We start from the raw sequence: 18,252 nt of genomic DNA, 5'->3' as shown, positions 1-18,252 counted from the left end.
AGCCGGTTACTGAGAGTTACAGGTCGAGTCGGTAGCGGTGGCCCCGCTGCTTCGACTCGGGTGTCGTGTAGACCTCGGCGAGCCGCATGCCGAGCCGTTGCGTCACCGCGATCGAGCGTGCGTTGTCGGCGTGCACCATCGCCACGACGCTCGGTACCCCGGCCGCCCGCACCCGCTCCAGCGTCATGTGCGCGGCGGCGGTGACGTAACCCTTGCCCCAGTACGCCCGCCCGAGCCGCCAGCCGATCTCTATCTCGCCCGTGGGACCCCACTCCCGCTCCCACGGCTGGGCGCCGGTGAAGCCGATGACCTCGCCGGACTCGTCGAGCATGGACCACAGGCAGAAGCCGCGTTCGGCGTCGTGTCTGCGCTGGCGGGCGGTGAGTTCCTCGTACACCGACAGCTCGGCCGGCTTGCCGCCGTGGAACTCCATGACGTCCGGGTCGTCGAAGATCCGGTGCCAGGCGAGGGCGTCCTCGTCGGTGGGGACACGGAGCCGTACCACGGGGAGTGCTCGGTTCACGGGGCAGCCCTTCAGCCGGGTGATCAGTAACGCTGAATAGACTGCCCATGTCCAGTGCCCGTCGGCACGCAGATTGCGAACTTGGGGAGATCCCGCCGTGACCGAGCCCCTCTCCGAAAACACCGCCGATGTGATCGTCGTCGGCGCGGGGCCAGCCGGCTCCACGACCGCGTACCACCTGGCGAAGGCCGGACTCGACGTACTGCTGCTGGAGAAGACCAGCTTCCCCCGCGAAAAGGTGTGCGGCGACGGGCTGACCCCGCGCGCCACCAAGCAGCTCGTCTCGATGGGCATCGACATCTCGGAAGAGGCCGGCTGGCTCCGCAACAAGGGGCTCCGGATCATCGGCGGAGGTGTGCGACTGCAGCTGGACTGGCCGGATCTCGCCTCCTTCCCCGACTACGGCCTCGTCCGCAAGCGCGACGACTTCGACGAGCAGCTCGCCCGCCAGGCCCAGAAGGCGGGGGCCCGGCTGTACGAGCGCTGCAACGTCGGCGCCCCGATCATCGACGACCGCACGGGCCGGATCACGGGCGTCCACGCCAAGCTGGGGGAGGAAAAGAGGGAGGTGACCTTCCACGCACCGCTCGTGGTGGCCGCCGACGGCAACTCCACCCGCCTCTCCCTGGCGATGGGACTGCACCGCCGCGAGGACCGTCCGATGGGCGTCGCGGTCCGCACGTACTTCGAGAGCCCCCGCCACGACGACGACTACCTGGAGTCCTGGCTGGAGCTGTGGGACCGCCGCGGCCCGGGCGAGGACCGGCTGCTGCCGGGCTACGGCTGGATCTTCGGCATGGGCGACGGCACGTCCAACGTCGGCCTGGGCGTCCTCAACACCTCCGACTCCTTCAAGGAGCTGGACTGGCGCGAGGTGCTGAAGGCCTGGTGCGCGTCCATGCCGGAGGACTGGGGCTACACGCCGGAGAACATGACCGGACCGATTCGCGGGGCCGCGCTGCCCATGGCCTTCAACCGCCAGCCCCACTACACACGCGGGCTGCTGCTCGTCGGCGACGCCGGCGGCCTGGTGAACCCCTTCAACGGCGAGGGCATCGCCTACGCCATGGAGTCCGGCCAGATCGCCGCCGACGTCATCGTGCAGGCACACGCGCGTGCCACCCCGGCCCAGCGGGAGATCGCCCTCCAGCGCTACCCGCGCGTCCTCAAGGACACCTACGGCGGCTACTACACGCTGGGCCGCGCCTTCGTGAAGCTCATCGGCAACCCGAAGGTCATGAAGATCGCGACCCAGCGCGGCCTGACCCACCCGCTCCTGATGAAGTTCACCCTGAAGATGCTGGCCAACCTCACCGACCCGACCGGCGGCGACGCGATGGACCGGATCATCAACGGGCTGAGCAAGGTGGCGCCGAAGGCCTGATCCGGCAGCGTCGAACTCCCCTTCGTACGCTGCCTGTTGTGAGGATGGTGTGGGTGGCCGGGATTCGGGGTTCCGGCCTCCGGCACCCCTCCCTACCCTCCCGTATTCATGACAACAGAACACACGCAGCAGCCCGAGCAGCAGTCCGGCCACACCCGCAGACGCTTCCTCGCCGGCGCGAGCGCGGGCGTCGCCGGGGGAGTCGCCGGGGGAGTCGGCCTCACCTTAGGAACCGCCGGGGGCGCGTCCGCCGCCGCGCCCGGCAAGCGCGTCGCCGTCCTCGGCGGCGGGGTCTCCGGACTCAGCGCCGCCCACGAACTCGCCGAGCGCGGCTACGCGGTGACCGTCTACGAGTACTACGACGCCCTCGGGGGCAAGGCCCGCTCGATGCCGTTTCCCGGCACGGCGGCCGGAGGGCGGCAGGACCTCCCCGCCGAACACGGCTTCCGCTTCTTCCCCGGCTTCTACCGCAACCTGCCGGACACGATGCGCCGCATCCCCTTCCCGGGCAACGCGAACGGCGTCCACGACAACCTCCGCAGCGGCACCGAGGCCCTCTTCGCCCGCGCGGCCGGCCGCCCCGACCTGCACTTCCCGCTGCGCCGCCTCACCACCCCGCCCGCCCCCGGCGACATCACCCCGATCTGGATCCGGGACCAGATCCTCTCCGTCCTCGACCTCGGCACCCGCCTGCCCGCCCACGAGGCCGCGTACTTCGCGGGCCGGCTCCTCGTCCACCTCACCAGCTGCGAGGCCCGCCGCCAGGACCAGTGGGAGAAGACCTCCTGGTGGGACTTCATCCGTGCGGAGGAGATGAGCGAGGAGTACCAGACCGTCCTCGGCGTCGGCCAGACCCGCAACCTGGTCGCCACGCGCGCGGAGGTCGCCTCCACCCGCACCGTCGGCCGCATCATCATCGAGGCCCTGCTGCTGTGGGGCCTCCTCGGCCGCGGCATGGACGGCGACGCCGACGTCGACCGCGTCCTCAACGCCCCCACCAGCGAGGCCTGGATCGACCCCTGGGAGACGTATCTGCGCTCCCTGGGCGTCGAGTTCGTGCTGGGGACGCAGGTCGAGGAGATCGTGTACGAGGGGGGCCGGGTGACCGGCGTACGCGTCTCCGCGCGCGACGGGGGCCAGGCCCGTACCGTCACCGCCGACCACTACATCTGCGCCCTGCCCGTCGAGCACGCCCGCCGCACCTGGGGCTCCGCCCTGCGCGCGGCCGACCCGCAGCTCGCGCGCTGCGACGCGCTGGAGACGGACTGGATGGTCGGCGTGATGTTCTATCTGCGCACCCTGACGCCGGTCGTCAACGGGCACATCAACTGCCTCGACTCACCCTGGTCGGTGACGGCCGTGGGCCAGGCCCAGTTCTGGGACGGACGGGACTTTTCGGCCGACTACGGAGACGGCCGCGCGCACGACTGCCTGTCGGCCATCATCTCCGAGTGGGACAAGCCGGGCATCCTGTACGGCAAGACGGCCCGCGAGTGCACGCGCGAGGAGGTCGTCGCCGAGCTCTGGGCCCAACTGAAGGACGGCCTGAACGACTCCGGCAAGACGACGCTCACCGACGAGGACCGCCTCGGCTGGTTCATGGACCCGGCGGTGACGGGCCTGGGCGGCGGGAACCCGCAGAACCGCGAGCAACTCCTCATCCACCCCACGGGCACCCTCTACAACCGCCCCACGGCCCACACCAAGGTGCCCGGCTTCTATCTCGCCGGCGACTACGTCCGTACCGATGTGGACCTGGCGACCATGGAAGGCGCCAACGAGTCCGCGCGGCTGGCCGTCAACGCGCTTCTCGACGCGGACAATTCGGACGCAGAGCGCTGTGAGATCCAGGAGCTGTTCCGCCCGCCGGAGATGGAACCGCTCAAACGCGTCGACGAGGTCCGCTACCGGCTGGGCCTGCCCAACACCTTCGACCTCGGCTGAACGGGCCGCAGAACGCCACCAGGAGGGCCGCTGCCCCCGAGCGGCTGCGGCCCTTCCGGTCCTGCGTTTCGCTGTACGCGCCTCAGAGCACGCGCACCGCACCCGACGCCGGGTACCCGGACAGGTCCTGGATCACCACGCCCTTGGAGGGGTTGGCCGCGTCCAGGTACTGGCCGTTTCCGATGTAGACGCCCGTGTGGTACGCGGAACCCTTGCCGCCCCAGTACAGGATGTCGCCCACCTGGAGGTTGGACAGGGAGACCTCGGTGCCGACCGTCGACTGGTCCTGCGACACCCGCGGAAGGTCCACGCCGACCTGCTTGAACGCGGCCTGCACCAGGCTGGAGCAGTCCCAGGCGTCGGGGCCCGTGGCGCCCATGACGTAGGCGTCGCCCACCTGTGCCTGGAGGAAGGAGATGACCGTCGCGACGCTGCCGCTGGCCGGGGCGGACACCGAGGCGGAGGTCTCGGTGCCGGCGTCGGCGGAGAGCGTGGTCCGCTCGGCGGCGCGGGAGGCGGCGGCCTCGGCGGCAGCCCTGCGGGCCTCCTCCGCCTTCTCCTTGGCCTCGGCCTTCTTCTTCGCCTCGGCGAGGTCCTTCTTGGCCTCCTTGGCGGCCTCGGCGGCGGCCGCGTCGCGCTCGGCCTGCAGCTCATAGGTGGCCGCGGCCAGCTGGGTGGCCTGTGCGGACTGCTCGACCTGAGCGGTCAGGTCGGCGGTGAGCGTGGGCAGTTCGAGCGTCTGTGTCACCGGCTCGGCCGCGTTCGCCGAAGCGGACGCGCCGGCCACTGCCACGGTGCTGAGGATGCCACCGGCAACTCCGGCTCGCATCGCGACTGTCGACGTCGCGGTGCGGCGGGGCTTCCGGTGGCTGCGTATGTGAGCGGTGTGGGACATGGGACTAACCGGTATCAGGGGCTCCTCCATACCTTCAAGAAACGTGTGCTGCGCCACAGTTGTTCAATCGGCGCCCCGAATCCCGGGCGCGTCACTCCTTATTGACGCCGTAACGGACATTGCGGACGGCCGCCATTCGGCCGGTGATCACGGCCTTTCTTCGTTACGCCCGAATTGCCCCCCGCCTACCACTGGTTGGGACAGGTGGCCAACCCCGGTTCTCCTGTGCCCCTCATGGGTGTGGCAGAGGTCACGCAACGGTTACGGACCCGGGTGCGTCTTGCGTGCACGCCTCCACCGAATCCGCTCGTGAATGCGCGCACGCGTCCACACCCCACACCGCCCCTCCCTCTGATGTGCGAACGCAGCCCTCTACCAAGGCCTCGCGTCCAGTGCGAATTTGCATGCAAGGGAAGTCTCTTGATATGGAGACGCCGCCTCCCAACTGCGTCGACGAGCGGAAATATCACCTCTGGTGATCACTCGGACGCTTCTCGTGTGAAGATCACCGCTCATCCGACTTCATGATCCTTCGTCAGGTGGTGGAGATCACAAAGCTTGTGCAATACCCCGTGTCGCAGATCACAGAGCGCCGGGCATAAGATGCGAGGCAGTTGGGCTTGTGACCTGCTTCACATGTTCTCGATCTTCGCCGGGACGAGCGGGGTTCGTGGGACAGGTGAGGCGGGTGCGAACCCGGCCAACCGCCAGCAGTCAGTGCCGACTGAGAGGAGCGAGGAGCGGTGAACGCCTATGCGCCCATCCTCGTACTGGGAGCCCTCGGGGCAGGCTTTGCGATCTTCTCCGTGGTCATGGCCACGCTGATCGGTCCGAAGCGTTACAACCGGGCCAAGCTCGAGGCCTACGAGTGCGGCATCGAGCCGACCCCCACGCCGGCCGGCGGCGGGCGCTTCCCGATCAAGTACTACCTGACGGCGATGCTCTTCATCATCTTCGATATCGAGATCGTCTTCCTCTACCCCTGGGCCGTCACCTTCGACGCCCTGGGTGTTTTCGGGCTCGTGGAGATGCTGCTCTTCGTGCTCACCGTCTTCGTGGCCTACGCGTACGTATGGCGACGCGGCGGCCTGGAATGGGACTGAGGGGCCTTAACTCATGGGACTCGAAGAAAAGCTGCCGAGCGGCTTCCTGCTGACCACCGTCGAGCAGGCCGCGGGCTGGGTGCGCAAGTCGTCCGTCTTCCCCGCCACCTTCGGCCTCGCGTGCTGCGCCATCGAGATGATGACGACCGGCGCCGGCCGCTACGACCTGGCGCGCTTCGGCATGGAGGTCTTCCGCGGCTCACCGCGCCAGGCGGACCTGATGATCGTCGCGGGCCGGGTCAGCCAGAAGATGGCGCCGGTGCTCAGGCAGGTCTATGACCAGATGCCGAACCCCAAGTGGGTGATCTCCATGGGGGTGTGCGCCTCCTCCGGCGGCATGTTCAACAACTACGCCATCGTCCAGGGCGTCGACCACATCGTCCCGGTCGACATCTATCTGCCCGGCTGCCCGCCGCGGCCGGAGATGCTGATGGACGCGATCCTCAAGCTCCACCAGAAGATCCAGACCTCCAAGCTCGGTGTGAACGCCGAGGAGGCGGCTCGTGAAGCGGAGGAAGCGGCCCTCAAGGCCCTGCCGACGATCGAGATGAAGGGGCTGCTGCGATGAGCGACGCCAACGGCACCAGCGGGGCGTCGAACGGGGTGAACCCCGAGAAGGACCTCGGCGCGGACAACCTCCCCGGCCAGCGCGGTGAGGGCGGTGAGGAGATCCGCGTCCAGCGCGGCATGTTCGGCGCCAACAACGGCGGCGACACCTCCGGCTACGGCGGCCTGGTCCGCTCGGTCCGACTCCCGGGACCGGCGAGCCGCCCCTACGGAGGGTGGTTCGACGAGGTCGCCGACGAACTCGAGGGCGCGCTGGAGGAACAGGGCCTCCTCCCCGAGAACGCGATCGAGAAGACGGTCGTCGACCGCGGCGAACTCACCTTCCACATCGAACGCGAGCACCTGCTCCGCGTCGCCCGCACCCTGCGCGACGACCCCGCCCTGCGCTTCGAGCTCTGCACCGGCGTGAGCGGTGTCCACTATCTCCACGACAAGGGCCGCGAGCTGCACGCCGTCTACCACCTGCGCTCGATCACCCACAACCGGCTGATCCGCCTGGAAGTCAGCGCTCCGGACGCCGACCCGCACATCCCGTCCCTGGTCTCCGTCTATCCGACCAACGACTGGCACGAGCGCGAGACCTACGACTTCTACGGCATCGTCTTCGACGGTCACCCGGCCCTGACGCGGATCATGATGCCGGACGACTGGCAGGGTCACCCGCAGCGCAAGGACTACCCCCTCGGCGGCATCCCCGTCGAGTACAAGGGCGCCCAGATCCCGGCTCCGGACCAGCGGAGGTCGTACTCATGAGCACGCAGCACGCAACTCCGCGGGAGACCACCGAGGGCACCGTATACACGGTCACCGGTGGCGACTGGGACGAGGTCGTCCAGTCCGCGGCCCGGGCCGACGACGAGCGCATCGTCGTCAACATGGGCCCCCAGCACCCCTCCACCCACGGAGTGCTCCGCCTGATCCTGGAGATCGACGGCGAAACGGTCACCGAGGCCCGCTGCGGCATCGGCTACCTCCACACCGGCATCGAGAAGAACCTCGAGTTCCGCACGTGGACGCAGGGCACCACCTTCGTCACGCGCATGGATTACCTGACGTCCTTCTTCAACGAGACCGCCTACTGTCTCGCCGTCGAGAAACTCCTCGGCATCGAGGACCAGATCCCCGACCGGGCCACGATCATCCGGGTGCTCCTGATGGAGCTGAACCGCCTCTCCTCGCACCTGGTCTGCATCGCCACCGGCGGCATGGAACTCGGCGCCACCACGATCATGATCTACGGATTCCGTGATCGTGAAATGATTCTCGACATCTACGAGCTCATCACGGGCCTGAGGATGAACCACGCGTACATCCGCCCCGGCGGACTCGCGCAGGACCTGCCGCCCGGCGCGGTGGACCACATCCGCGAGTTCGTGAAGAAGATGAAGAAGAACCTCCCCGAGTACGACAAGCTCGCCACCGGGAACCCCATCTTCAAGGCCCGTATGCAGGACGTCGGCTATCTCGATCTGTCCGGCTGCATGGCCCTCGGCGCCACCGGCCCGATCCTGCGCTCCACCGGCCTGCCGCACGACCTGCGCAAGACGCAGCCCTACTGCGGCTACGAGACCTACGACTTCGACGTCCCGACCACCGACACCTGCGACTCCTACGGCCGCTTCCTGATCCGCCTGGAAGAGATGCGCCAGTCGCTCAGGATCGTCGAGCAGTGCCTGGACCGGCTGCAGCCCGGCCCGGTCATGGTCACCGACAAGAAGATCGCCTGGCCGGCCCAGCTCGCCCTGGGACCGGACGGGCTCGGCAACTCGCTCGACCACATCAAGAAGATCATGGGCACCTCCATGGAGGCCCTGATCCACCACTTCAAGCTGGTGACCGAGGGCTTCCGCGTCCCGCCGGGACAGGCGTACGCGGCAGTCGAGTCACCCAAGGGCGAACTCGGGGTGCACGCCGTCTCCGACGGAGGCACCCGCCCCTACCGGGTCCACTTCCGCGACCCGTCCTTCACCAACCTGCAGGCCATGGCGGCGATGTGCGAAGGCGGCCAGGTCGCCGACGTGATCGTCGCCGTCGCGTCCATCGACCCCGTGATGGGAGGCGTCGACCGGTGACCACCTCTTCTTCGGAGCGGGGCGTCAGCCTGGGCATGCCCGAACTGCCCGCGCCCGCCTACCCGGACGACGTCCGAGCCCGGCTGGAGACCGACGCGCGCGAGATCATCGCCCGCTACCCGGACTCCCGGTCCGCGCTGCTGCCGTTGCTGCACCTCGTCCAGTCGGAGGAGGGCCATGTCACGCGCACCGGGATGCGGTTCTGCGCGGACATGCTCGACCTGACCACGGCCGAGGTCACCGCGGTCGCCACCTTCTACACCATGTACCGGCGCAGGCCGAGCGGTGACTACCAGGTCGGCGTCTGCACCAACACGCTCTGCGCCGTGATGGGCGGGGACGCGATCTTCGAGGAGCTCCAGGAGCACCTCGGCGTCGGCAACGGCGAGACCACCGACGACGGCAAGGTCACCCTGGAGCACATCGAGTGCAACGCGGCCTGCGACTTCGCGCCGGTCGTGATGGTCAACTGGGAGTTCTTCGACAACCAGACCCCGGCCACCGCCAAGCGTCTCGTCGACGACCTGCGCGCGGGACGCCCGGTCGAGCCCACGCGCGGGGCGCCGCTGTGCACCTTCAAGGAGACCGCCCGGATCCTCGCCGGCTTCCCCGACGAGCGGCCAGGGGCCGTCGAGGCAAGCGGCGGAGCGGGACCCGCCTCGCTGGTGGGCCTCCGCCTGGCCAGGGGAGAGGCCGCACCCGCGCGCGTGGTCCATCCGCGGGAGGGCGGCCCGCACACCGAGCCGCAGGACAGGGCCGTACACGAGCCGTCACCCACAGAACACCTGAGCTCGCACGACGCGCCGCAGGACACATCGGCATCCGACCCCGCCCACCCGGCAGGGCCTACCGCCGAGGAGGGGGAGTGATGACCTTGGCAGCCGAGATCAAGGACACGAGTCCTGAAAAGCTGCTCGCACCCGTGCTGTCGGCCTTCTGGGACGAGGACAGGTCCTGGACGCTGGACGTCTACCGAAGGCACGAAGGATACGAGGGGCTGCGCAAGGCACTCGCCATGTCGCCGGACGACCTCATCGCGTATGTGAAGGAGTCCGGGCTGCGGGGCCGTGGCGGCGCGGGATTCCCGACGGGAATGAAATGGCAGTTCATTCCCCAGGGTGATGGAAAACCGCACTATCTAGTTGTCAACGCCGACGAGTCGGAGCCCGGAACGTGCAAGGACATTCCGCTCCTCTTCGCGAACCCGCATAGCCTCATCGAGGGCATTGTGATCGCGTGTTATGCCATCAGGTCGTCGCATGCCTTCATCTATCTGCGTGGTGAAGTCGTCCCTGTTCTGCGGCGGTTGCACGAGGCCGTGCGCGAGGCCTACGAGGCCGGCTTCCTCGGCGAGAACATCCTGGGCAGTGGCCTTGATCTCCAACTCACCGTGCACGCGGGCGCGGGCGCGTACATCTGCGGTGAAGAGACCGCACTGCTCGACTCGCTCGAGGGCCGCCGGGGTCAACCGCGGCTCCGTCCCCCCTTCCCTGCCGTCGCGGGCCTCTATGCGTGCCCGACTGTGGTGAATAACGTCGAGTCGATCGCGTCGGTTCCCGCCATCCTGAAAAACGGCAAGGACTGGTTCAGGTCGATGGGCAGCGAGAAGTCCCCGGGCTTCACGCTCTACTCGCTCAGCGGCCATGTCGCCAATCCCGGCCAGTTCGAGGCGCCGCTCGGCATCACGCTCCGCCAGCTCCTCGAAATGAGCGGCGGCATGCGGCCGGGGCACCGCCTCAAGTTCTGGACGCCCGGTGGGTCCTCGACGCCGATGTTCACCGACGAGCACCTCGACGTCCCTCTCGACTACGAGGGAGTGGGCGCCGCCGGTTCCATGCTCGGCACCAAAGCCCTGCAGTGCTTCGACGAGACGACCTGCGTGGTGCGGGCCGTCACCCGCTGGACCGAGTTCTACGCCCATGAGTCCTGCGGCAAGTGCACACCGTGCCGCGAAGGGACGTACTGGCTCGTGCAGTTGCTGCGCGACATCGAGGCCGGCAAGGGCGTGATGAGCGACCTCGACAAGCTGAACGACATCGCCGACAACATCAACGGCAAGTCCTTCTGCGCCCTCGGCGACGGTGCCGCCTCGCCGATCTTCTCCTCGCTGAAGTACTTCCGCGAGGAGTACGAGCAGCACATCACGGGCCGCGGCTGCCCCTTCGACCCGGCCAAGTCGACGGCCTGGGCCGACCGCACGGAGGTGAACGCATGACCGTGACCACCAACGCTCCCTCCGGAGGGGGAGAGGCGGCGGTCCCGCCGGAAGATCTCGTCTCGCTGACGATCGACGGCGTCGAGATCAGCGTGCCCAAGGGCACCCTGGTCATCAGGGCCGCCGAACAACTCGGCATCGAGATCCCCCGGTTCTGCGACCATCCCCTCCTCGACCCGGCCGGCGCCTGCCGCCAGTGCATCGTCGAGGTCGAGGGCCAGCGCAAGCCGATGGCGTCCTGCACGATCACCTGCACCGACGGGATGGTGGTCAAGACCCACCTCACCTCGCCGGTCGCCGAGAAGGCCCAGCACGGTGTGATGGAGCTGCTGCTCATCAACCACCCGCTGGACTGCCCGGTCTGCGACAAGGGTGGCGAGTGCCCGCTGCAGAACCAGGCGATGTCGCACGGCAACGCGGAGTCCCGCTTCGAGGGAAAGAAGCGGACCTTCGAGAAGCCCGTCCCGATCTCCAAGCAGGTGCTGCTGGACCGGGAGCGGTGCGTGCTGTGCGCCCGCTGCACCCGGTTCTCCAACCAGATCGCGGGCGACCCGATGATCGAGCTGCTGGAGCGGGGCGCGCTGCAGCAGGTCGGTACCGGCGAGGGCGACCCCTTCGAGTCGTACTTCTCCGGCAACACCATCCAGATCTGCCCGGTCGGCGCGCTCACCTCGGCGGCGTACCGCTTCCGCTCCCGCCCGTTCGACCTCGTCTCCTCGCCGAGCGTGTGCGAGCACTGCTCCGGCGGCTGCGCGACCCGCACCGACCACCGGCGCGGCAAGGTCATGCGGCGCCTCGCCGCCAACGACCCCCAGGTCAACGAGGAGTGGATCTGCGACAAGGGGCGCTTCGGCTTCCGGTACGCGCAACAGCGGGACCGGATCGACACGCCGCTGGTGCGCAACGCCGAGGGGGACCTGGTCCCCGCGTCGTGGCCGGAGGCCCTGCAGATCGCGGCTCAGGGGCTGCTCGCCTCGCGCGGGCGCACCGGAGTCCTGACCGGCGGGCGCCTCACCGTCGAGGACGCCTACGCCTACAGCAAGTTCGCACGCGTGGCGCTCGACACGAACGACATCGACTTCCGCGCGCGGGTGCACAGCGGCGAGGAGGCCGACTTCCTGGCCGCCCAGGTCGCCGGGCGCGGACGGGATCTCGACGGTACGGGCGTCACGTACACCTCTCTGGAGAAGGCACCCGCGGTCCTGCTGGTCGGGTTCGAGGCCGAGGAGGAGGCGCCCGGCGTCTTCCTGCGGCTGCGCAAGGCCTGGCGGGGACACGGGCAGAAGGTGTTCGCGCTGGCCACGCACGCCACGCGCGGCCTGGAGAAGGCGGGCGGCACGCTGCTGCCCGCCGCTCCCGGCACCGAGACCGAGTGGCTGGATGCGCTCGCGAGCGGGGTCGGCCTGGAGGACGACGGTGCCAAGGCCGCCGAGGCGCTGCGCACCAAGGGCGCGGTGATCGTCGTCGGCGAGCGGCTGGCCACCGTGGCGGGCGGACTCACCGCCGCCGCACGGTTCGCCACCGCGACCGGCGCCCACCTCGTGTGGATTCCGCGCCGGGCCGGTGAGCGGGGCGCGATCGAGGCGGGCGCGCTGCCGTCGCTGCTGCCGGGCGGGCGTCCGGCCACCGACCCGCGCGCGCGTGAGGAGGTCGCCGCGGCCTGGGGCGTCGCCGAACTCCCGCTCCGCTACGGCCGGGACACCGGCCAGATCGTCGAGGACGCCGCCACAGGCGAACTCCAGGCGCTGCTCGTCGCCGGCGTCGAGATCGCCGACCTGCCCGACCCGGCACGCGCGCGTGAAGCACTTCACGAGGTGGGCTTCGTGGTGTCGCTTGAGCTGAGGCCCAGCGAGATCACCGAGCTCGCGGACGTCGTGCTCCCCGTCGCGGCGGTGGCCGAGAAGGCGGGCACCTTCCTCAACTGGGAAGGCCGGGCTCGCATGTTCGAGGCCGCGCTCAAGCCCGACCACATGACCCGCACCCTCGCGCCGACCGACGCGCGTGCGCTGCAGATGCTGGCCGACGCCATGGACGTACATCTGGGGCTGCCGGATCTGCGCACCGCGCGCGCGGAGCTGGACCGGCTCGGCGCCTGGGACGGGCCGCGGGCCACCGAGCCGCTGGCGATCGCGGGCGTGTTGCCGCGGCCGGCCGCCGGGGAGGCCGTGCTCGCGGGGCACCGGCTGCTGCTCGACCAGGGCCGTCTGCAGGAGGGCGACGAGGCGCTCGCCGGGACCCGGCACGCCGCCCACGCGCGCGTGTCGGCCGCGACGGCTGCCGAGGCGGGCGTCAAGGAAGGCGACCTCCTCGCCGTGACCGGTACCGCGGGAACGGTCGAACTACCTCTCAGGGTCACCGAGATGCCCGACCGCGTGGTCTGGCTCCCGCTGAACTCCACCGGCGGGGGCGTCGCCTCCGACACCGGGGCGCTGCCCGGCTCCCTGGTCCGCATCGGCCCGGCGACGCAACCGACCGAGGCCCCCAAGGAGGTGGAGGCATGAGCCGGTACCTCGCCGCTGAAGACCTCTCGATGTTCGGCCTCGACCCCTGGTGGCTGGTCGTCATCAAGGCGGTGTTCTGCTTCGCCTTCCTGATGGTGACCGTGCTGTTCTCCATCGTCTGGGAGCGCAAGGTCGTCGCCTGGATGCAGCTGCGCATCGGCCCCAACCGGCACGGCCCCTGGGGCATGCTCCAGTCGCTCGCCGACGGCATCAAGCTGATGCTCAAGGAAGACCTCGTCGTCAAGCGCGCGGACAAGGCGGTCTACATCCTCGCTCCGATCGTCGCGGCCATCCCGGCCTTCATGGCGATCGCGGTGATCCCCTTCGGACCGGCCGGCAACGAGATCTCGATCTTCGGCCACCGCACCACGATGCAGCTCACCGACCTGCCCATCGCGATGCTCTACATCCTCGCGGTCGCCTCGGTCGGCATCTACGGCATCGTTCTCGCGGGTTGGAGTTCCGGATCCACCTATCCGCTGCTCGGCGGCCTGCGGTCCTGCGCGCAGATGATCTCGTACGAGATCGCCATGGGCGCCGCCTTCGCCTCCGTCTTCCTCTACTCGGGGTCGATGTCGACGTCGGCGATCGTCGAGGCGCAGCAGGACCGCTGGTACATCATCCTGCTGCCGGTGTCCTTCGTGATCTACATCATCACGATGGTCGGCGAGACCAACCGCGCCCCCTTCGACATGCCGGAGTCCGAGGGCGACCTGGTCGGCGGCTTCAATACCGAGTACTCGTCGATCAAGTTCGCGATGTTCATGCTCGCCGAGTACGTGAACATGGTGACGGTCTCGGCCGTGTCGGTGACGCTCTTCCTGGGCGGCTGGCGGGCCCCCTGGCCGGTCTCCACCTTCTGGGAGGGCGCGAACCACGGCTGGTGGCCGATGCTCTGGTTCGTCGTCAAGGTCCAGTTGCTGCTGTTCTTCTTCATCTGGCTGCGCGGCACGCTGCCGCGGGTCCGTTACGACCAGCTGATGAAGCTCGGCTGGAAGGTCCTCATCCCGGTCTCCGTGGTCTGGCTGATGCTCGTCGCCACGGTGCGGACGCTGCGGAACGAGAACTACGACTTCGCCGACATCGCCCTGTACGTCGGTGGCGGTGTCCTCGGCCTCCTGCTGCTCTCCTTCGTCGCCGACATGTTCCGCGAGAAGGCGAAGGCGGCCGAGCGGGCCACCGAAGAGCCCCCGGGCTTCGACCCGATGGCGGGCGGATTCCCCGTGCCGCCACTGCCGGGACAGGAGCTGCCGCCGGTGCCCCGGCGCCGTTCGCGCCGCGAGCGGGAGTTGATTGTCAGTGGTGGGCCGGATACTGCCAGTGACGGATCTCTGGATGGAAAGGAGGCGTCCGATGGCTGAGGAGCCCAAGGAGACCAAACCCGGTTTCCAGAACCCGGTGGCCGGCTTCGGCGTGACCTTCAAGGCCATGTTCAAGAAGCGGCTGACCGAGCAGTACCCGGAGCAGCAGAAGACCACCGCCCCCCGGTTCCACGGACGGCACCAGCTCAACCGCCATCCGGACGGCCTGGAGAAGTGCGTCGGCTGCGAGCTGTGCGCCTGGGCCTGCCCCGCCGACGCGATCTACGTCGAGGGCGCGGACAACACGGACGAGGAGCGCTACTCGCCGGGCGAGCGGTACGGCCGCGTCTACCAGATCAACTACGCCCGCTGCATCCTGTGCGGCCTGTGCATCGAGGCGTGCCCCACGCGCGCGCTCACGATGACGAACGAGTTCGAGCTCGCCGACTCCAGCCGTGCCAACCTGATCTACACCAAGGAACAGCTGCTGGCCGGCCTCGACGACGCCATGGTCGACACCCCGCACGCCATCTACCCGGGGATGGACGAGCAGGACTACTACCGGGGCCTGGTGACGGAGGCCGCGCCCGGCACGGAGCAGCAAGTCGCGGTCTCCAAGGGAGAGAAGCCCGAGGACGAGGGGGTGGAAGCGTGAGCGCGCAGCTCGCCGCCTACTCCACCTCCACCGGAGAGGCCTTCCAGTTCTGGGTCCTCGGTACCGTCGCGGTGATCGGCGCCCTGTGCACCGTCTTCATGAAGAAGGCCGTGCACAGTGCGCTCTGCCTCGCCGGGACCATGATCATTCTGGCGGTGTTCTACCTCGCCAACGGCGCCTACTTCCTGGGCGTCGTGCAGATCGTCGTCTACACCGGCGCGATCATGATGCTGTTCCTGTTCGTGGTGATGCTCGTCGGCGTGACGGCTGCGGACTCCCTGAAGGAGACCATCAAGGGCCAGCGCTGGCTGGCCCTTCTCTGCGGGCTCGGCTTCGGCATCCTGTTGGTCGCGGGTATCGGGAACGCCTCCCTGACGGAGTTCACCGGCCTGGCCCAGGCCAACGCGAACGGCAATGTGGAGGGTCTCGCGGCCCTTCTCTTCACCAAGTACGTCTTCGCCTTCGAAATCACCGGCGCCCTGCTGATCACGGCCGCCGTCGGCGCCATGGTGCTCACCCACCGGGAGCGCACCGAACGGGCCAAGACCCAGCGCGAGCTGGCCGAGCAGCGTGTGCGCGAGGGCAAGCACCTGCCGCCGCTGCCCGCGCCCGGTGTCTACGCCCGGCACAACGCGGTGGACATCGCGGGCCTGCTGCCCGACGGCACACCGTCCGAGCTCACCGTCAGCAAGACGCTGCGCGAACGCGGCCAGATCCGTGATGTGTCCACCGAGGCGATCAACGACCTCAAGGCCCTGGAGCAGCGCGCCGAGGACCGCCTGGAGCGCACGAAGAGCGGGGAGGCGTCGAAGTGAATCCGGTCAACTACATCTACCTCGCCGCCCTGTTGTTCACGATCGGCGCCACCGGAGTACTGATCCGGCGGAACGCGATCGTGGTCTTCATGTGCATCGAGCTGATGCTCAACGCCTGCAACCTTTCGCTCGTCGCCTTCTCCCGGATGCACGGCAATCTCGACGGCCAGATCATCGCGTTCTTCACGATGGTCGTCGCCGCCGCGGAGGTCGTGGTCGGGCTCGCGATCATCGTGTCGCTGTTCCGTTCCCGCCACTCGGCCTCGGTCGACGACGCCAGCCTGATGAAGCTCTAAGGGGTCGCTGAATCGTGGAGAACCTGATTGCGCTGCTGGTGGCGGCGCCTCTGCTCGGAGCGGCCGTACTGCTGTGCGGCGGCCGGCGGCTCGATGCCGTCGGCCACTGGATCGGGACGGTCCTCGCGGCCGTCTCCTTCGTGATCGGCGTGGTCCTCTTCGTCGACATGCTGGGGAAGGGCGCCGAGGAACGCGAACTCGGCCAGCACCTGTTCAGCTGGGTGCCGGTCGAGGGCTTCCAGGCCGACGTCGCCTTCCAGCTCGACCAGTTGTCGATGACGTTCGTCCTGCTGATCACCGGCGTCGGCTCGCTGATCCACGTGTACTCGATCGGGTACATGGAGCACGACGAGCGGCGCCGCCGCTTCTTCGGTTATCTGAACCTGTTCCTCGCGGCGATGCTGCTGCTCGTCCTCGCCGACAACTACCTGCTGCTGTACGTCGGCTGGGAAGGCGTCGGTCTGGCGTCGTACCTGCTGATCGGTTTCTGGCAGCACAAGCCCAGCGCGGCGACCGCCGCGAAGAAGGCCTTCCTGGTCAACCGGGTCGGCGACATGGGCCTGTCGATCGCGATCATGATCATGTTCACGACGTTCGGGACCTTCGCCTTCGGGCCGGTGCTCGGCAGCCACGAAGAGGAGGGCCTCGTCGGCGGTACCAGCGAGGCCACCCTCACCGGCATCGGGCTGATGCTGCTCCTGGCCGCCTGCGGCAAGTCCGCCCAGGTGCCGCTGCAGTCCTGGCTCGGGGACGCGATGGAGGGCCCGACCCCGGTCTCGGCCCTCATCCACGCCGCGACGATGGTCACCGCGGGCGTCTATCTGATCGTCCGCTCCGGAGCGATCTTCAACGCCGCGCCGGACGCGCAGTTGGCGGTCACCGTGGTCGGCGCCGTCACGCTCCTGTTCGGTGCGATCGTCGGTTGCGCGAAGGACGACATCAAGAAGGCGCTGGCCGGCTCGACCATGTCGCAGATCGGCTACATGATCCTCGCCGCCGGCCTCGGCCCCATCGGCTACGTCTTCGCGATCATGCACCTGGTGACGCACGGCTTCTTCAAGGCCGGGCTGTTCCTCGGCGCCGGTTCGGTCATGCACGGCATGAACGACGAGGTCGACATGAGGAAGTACGGCGGTCTGAGGAAGTACATGCCGGTCACCTTCGTCACCTTCGGCCTCGGCTACCTCGCCATCATCGGCTTCCCGGGCCTGTCCGGCTTCTTCTCCAAGGACAAGATCATCGAGGCGGCGTTCGCCAAGGGCGGCACCGAGGGCTGGATCCTCGGCGGCGCGGCCCTGCTCGGCGCGGCCATCACGGCGTTCTACATGACGCGCGTGATGCTGATGACGTTCTTCGGAGAAGAACGCTGGCGGCACGCCAAGACGGCTTCCCCCGCCGAGCCGAGTGCGGAGCCCGCCGCCGAGACTCACGGCGAGCACGCGGAACCGCATCCGCACGAGTCGCCGAGGTCCATGACGATCCCGATGATCGTGTTGGCCTTCGGATCGGTTTTCGCCGGCGGGTTCTTCAGCATCGGCGACCGCTTCCTGCACTGGCTGGAGCCCATCACCGGGCACGACCACGGCGACTCACCGCTCAGCGCGGGAGCGGTCACGGGAGCGACCGTGGCGTGCATGGTCATCGGTGTCGCCCTCGCCTACGCGCAGTACGGCCGCCGCCCGGTCCCGGTCGCCGCCCCGCGCGGATCGCTGCTCACCCGGGCCGCCCGGCGCGATCTGCTCCAGGACGACTTCAACCACGTCGTCCTGGTCCGCGGCGGCGAGCACCTGACGCGGTCCCTGGTGTACGTCGACCACACCCTGGTCGACGGAGTCGTCAACGGCACGGCGGCCTCGGTCGGCGGCCTCTCCGGACGGATGCGCAGGCTGCAGAACGGCTTCGCGCGGTCGTACGCGGTCTCGATGTTCGGCGGCGCGGCGATCCTCGTCGCCGCGACCCTGCTGATGAGGGCGGTCTGATA

Annotated in this window: 16 protein-coding genes; 14 read left to right on the top strand and 2 right to left on the bottom strand. The window is 68.8% G+C overall.

Annotation, left to right across the window (positions count from 1 at the left end; genetic code table 11):
- Positions 1-16: 16 nt before the first annotated feature.
- On the bottom strand, positions 17-523 hold the full coding sequence (locus tag OG828_RS21315) for a GNAT family N-acetyltransferase (protein WP_328359122.1): 507 nt from the start codon (positions 521-523) through the stop codon (positions 17-19).
- Positions 524-620: 97 nt separating this feature from the next.
- Here OG828_RS21315 and OG828_RS21310 point away from each other — a divergent pair, with 97 nt between their 5' ends.
- Together OG828_RS21310 and OG828_RS21305 are read left to right on the top strand one after the other, a co-directional pair.
- Positions 621-1,907: a geranylgeranyl reductase family protein gene (locus OG828_RS21310; protein WP_328359119.1), complete on the top strand. Its 1,287-nt coding sequence runs from the start codon at positions 621-623 to the stop codon at positions 1,905-1,907.
- A gap of 108 nt (positions 1,908-2,015) precedes the next feature.
- On the top strand, positions 2,016-3,851 hold the full coding sequence (locus OG828_RS21305; protein ID WP_328502008.1) for a hydroxysqualene dehydroxylase: 1,836 nt from the start codon (positions 2,016-2,018) through the stop codon (positions 3,849-3,851).
- 82 nt (positions 3,852-3,933) lie between these two features.
- On the opposite strand, the gene OG828_RS21300 is transcribed toward OG828_RS21305, so the two are convergent.
- Positions 3,934-4,776, bottom strand: coding sequence for a C40 family peptidase (locus tag OG828_RS21300; RefSeq protein WP_328359113.1), 843 nt, complete (start codon positions 4,774-4,776; stop codon positions 3,934-3,936).
- A gap of 713 nt (positions 4,777-5,489) precedes the next feature.
- On the opposite strand from OG828_RS21300, the gene OG828_RS21295 reads away from it, so the two are divergent.
- Genes OG828_RS21295 through nuoL form a run of 12 tightly spaced genes read left to right on the top strand, consistent with a single transcriptional unit; the run spans position 5,490 to position 18,250 of the window.
- The gene (locus tag OG828_RS21295) at positions 5,490-5,849 is read left to right on the top strand and encodes an NADH-quinone oxidoreductase subunit A (protein WP_033319564.1); all 360 of its coding nucleotides are present in this window, start codon (positions 5,490-5,492) and stop codon (positions 5,847-5,849) included.
- 13 nt (positions 5,850-5,862) lie between these two features.
- Complete coding sequence (locus OG828_RS21290) at positions 5,863-6,417, top strand: NuoB/complex I 20 kDa subunit family protein (RefSeq protein WP_010041554.1); 555 nt, start codon at positions 5,863-5,865, stop codon at positions 6,415-6,417.
- Positions 6,414-7,169, top strand: coding sequence for an NADH-quinone oxidoreductase subunit C (locus OG828_RS21285; RefSeq protein WP_328502007.1), 756 nt, complete (start codon positions 6,414-6,416; stop codon positions 7,167-7,169). The genes OG828_RS21290 and OG828_RS21285 overlap by 4 nt, the downstream gene beginning before the upstream one ends.
- The gene (locus OG828_RS21280; protein WP_328359105.1) at positions 7,166-8,488 is read left to right on the top strand and encodes an NADH-quinone oxidoreductase subunit D; all 1,323 of its coding nucleotides are present in this window, start codon (positions 7,166-7,168) and stop codon (positions 8,486-8,488) included. The genes OG828_RS21285 and OG828_RS21280 overlap by 4 nt, the downstream gene beginning before the upstream one ends.
- Positions 8,485-9,357 (top strand): NADH-quinone oxidoreductase subunit NuoE, encoded by an 873-nt coding sequence (nuoE, locus tag OG828_RS21275; protein ID WP_328359102.1) that lies wholly within the window; start codon positions 8,485-8,487, stop codon positions 9,355-9,357. Before OG828_RS21280 ends, nuoE begins: the two co-directional genes overlap by 4 nt.
- Positions 9,354-10,703, top strand: a complete 1,350-nt coding sequence (nuoF, locus tag OG828_RS21270; RefSeq protein WP_210581079.1) for an NADH-quinone oxidoreductase subunit NuoF — start codon at positions 9,354-9,356, stop codon at positions 10,701-10,703. Before nuoE ends, nuoF begins: the two co-directional genes overlap by 4 nt.
- Entirely contained in the window at positions 10,700-13,204 is a 2,505-nt protein-coding gene (locus OG828_RS21265) for an NADH-quinone oxidoreductase subunit G (protein WP_328502006.1), read from the top strand. The genes nuoF and OG828_RS21265 overlap by 4 nt, the downstream gene beginning before the upstream one ends.
- On the top strand, positions 13,201-14,565 hold the full coding sequence (gene nuoH, locus OG828_RS21260; RefSeq protein WP_328359090.1) for an NADH-quinone oxidoreductase subunit NuoH: 1,365 nt from the start codon (positions 13,201-13,203) through the stop codon (positions 14,563-14,565). Before OG828_RS21265 ends, nuoH begins: the two co-directional genes overlap by 4 nt.
- On the top strand, positions 14,558-15,160 hold the full coding sequence (nuoI, locus tag OG828_RS21255; protein ID WP_328439067.1) for an NADH-quinone oxidoreductase subunit NuoI: 603 nt from the start codon (positions 14,558-14,560) through the stop codon (positions 15,158-15,160). The genes nuoH and nuoI overlap by 8 nt, the downstream gene beginning before the upstream one ends.
- On the top strand, positions 15,157-15,975 hold the full coding sequence (locus tag OG828_RS21250) for an NADH-quinone oxidoreductase subunit J (RefSeq protein ID WP_328359084.1): 819 nt from the start codon (positions 15,157-15,159) through the stop codon (positions 15,973-15,975). The genes nuoI and OG828_RS21250 overlap by 4 nt, the downstream gene beginning before the upstream one ends.
- Positions 15,972-16,271 carry an NADH-quinone oxidoreductase subunit NuoK gene (gene nuoK / locus OG828_RS21245; RefSeq protein WP_210581089.1) on the top strand — a complete coding sequence of 100 codons (300 nt, stop codon included), beginning with the start codon at positions 15,972-15,974 and terminating at the stop codon, positions 16,269-16,271. Before OG828_RS21250 ends, nuoK begins: the two co-directional genes overlap by 4 nt.
- A gap of 14 nt (positions 16,272-16,285) precedes the next feature.
- Positions 16,286-18,250 carry an NADH-quinone oxidoreductase subunit L gene (gene nuoL, locus OG828_RS21240; RefSeq protein ID WP_328359079.1) on the top strand — a complete coding sequence of 655 codons (1,965 nt, stop codon included), beginning with the start codon at positions 16,286-16,288 and terminating at the stop codon, positions 18,248-18,250.
- The last annotated feature ends 2 nt before the right edge of the window (positions 18,251-18,252 follow it).

This window comes from Streptomyces sp. NBC_00457 (assembly GCF_036014015.1).
GTDB lineage: Bacteria > Actinomycetota > Actinomycetes > Streptomycetales > Streptomycetaceae > Streptomyces.
Note: the sequence above shows the minus strand (reverse complement) of the source record. Positions and strands in the feature narration are given on the sequence as shown.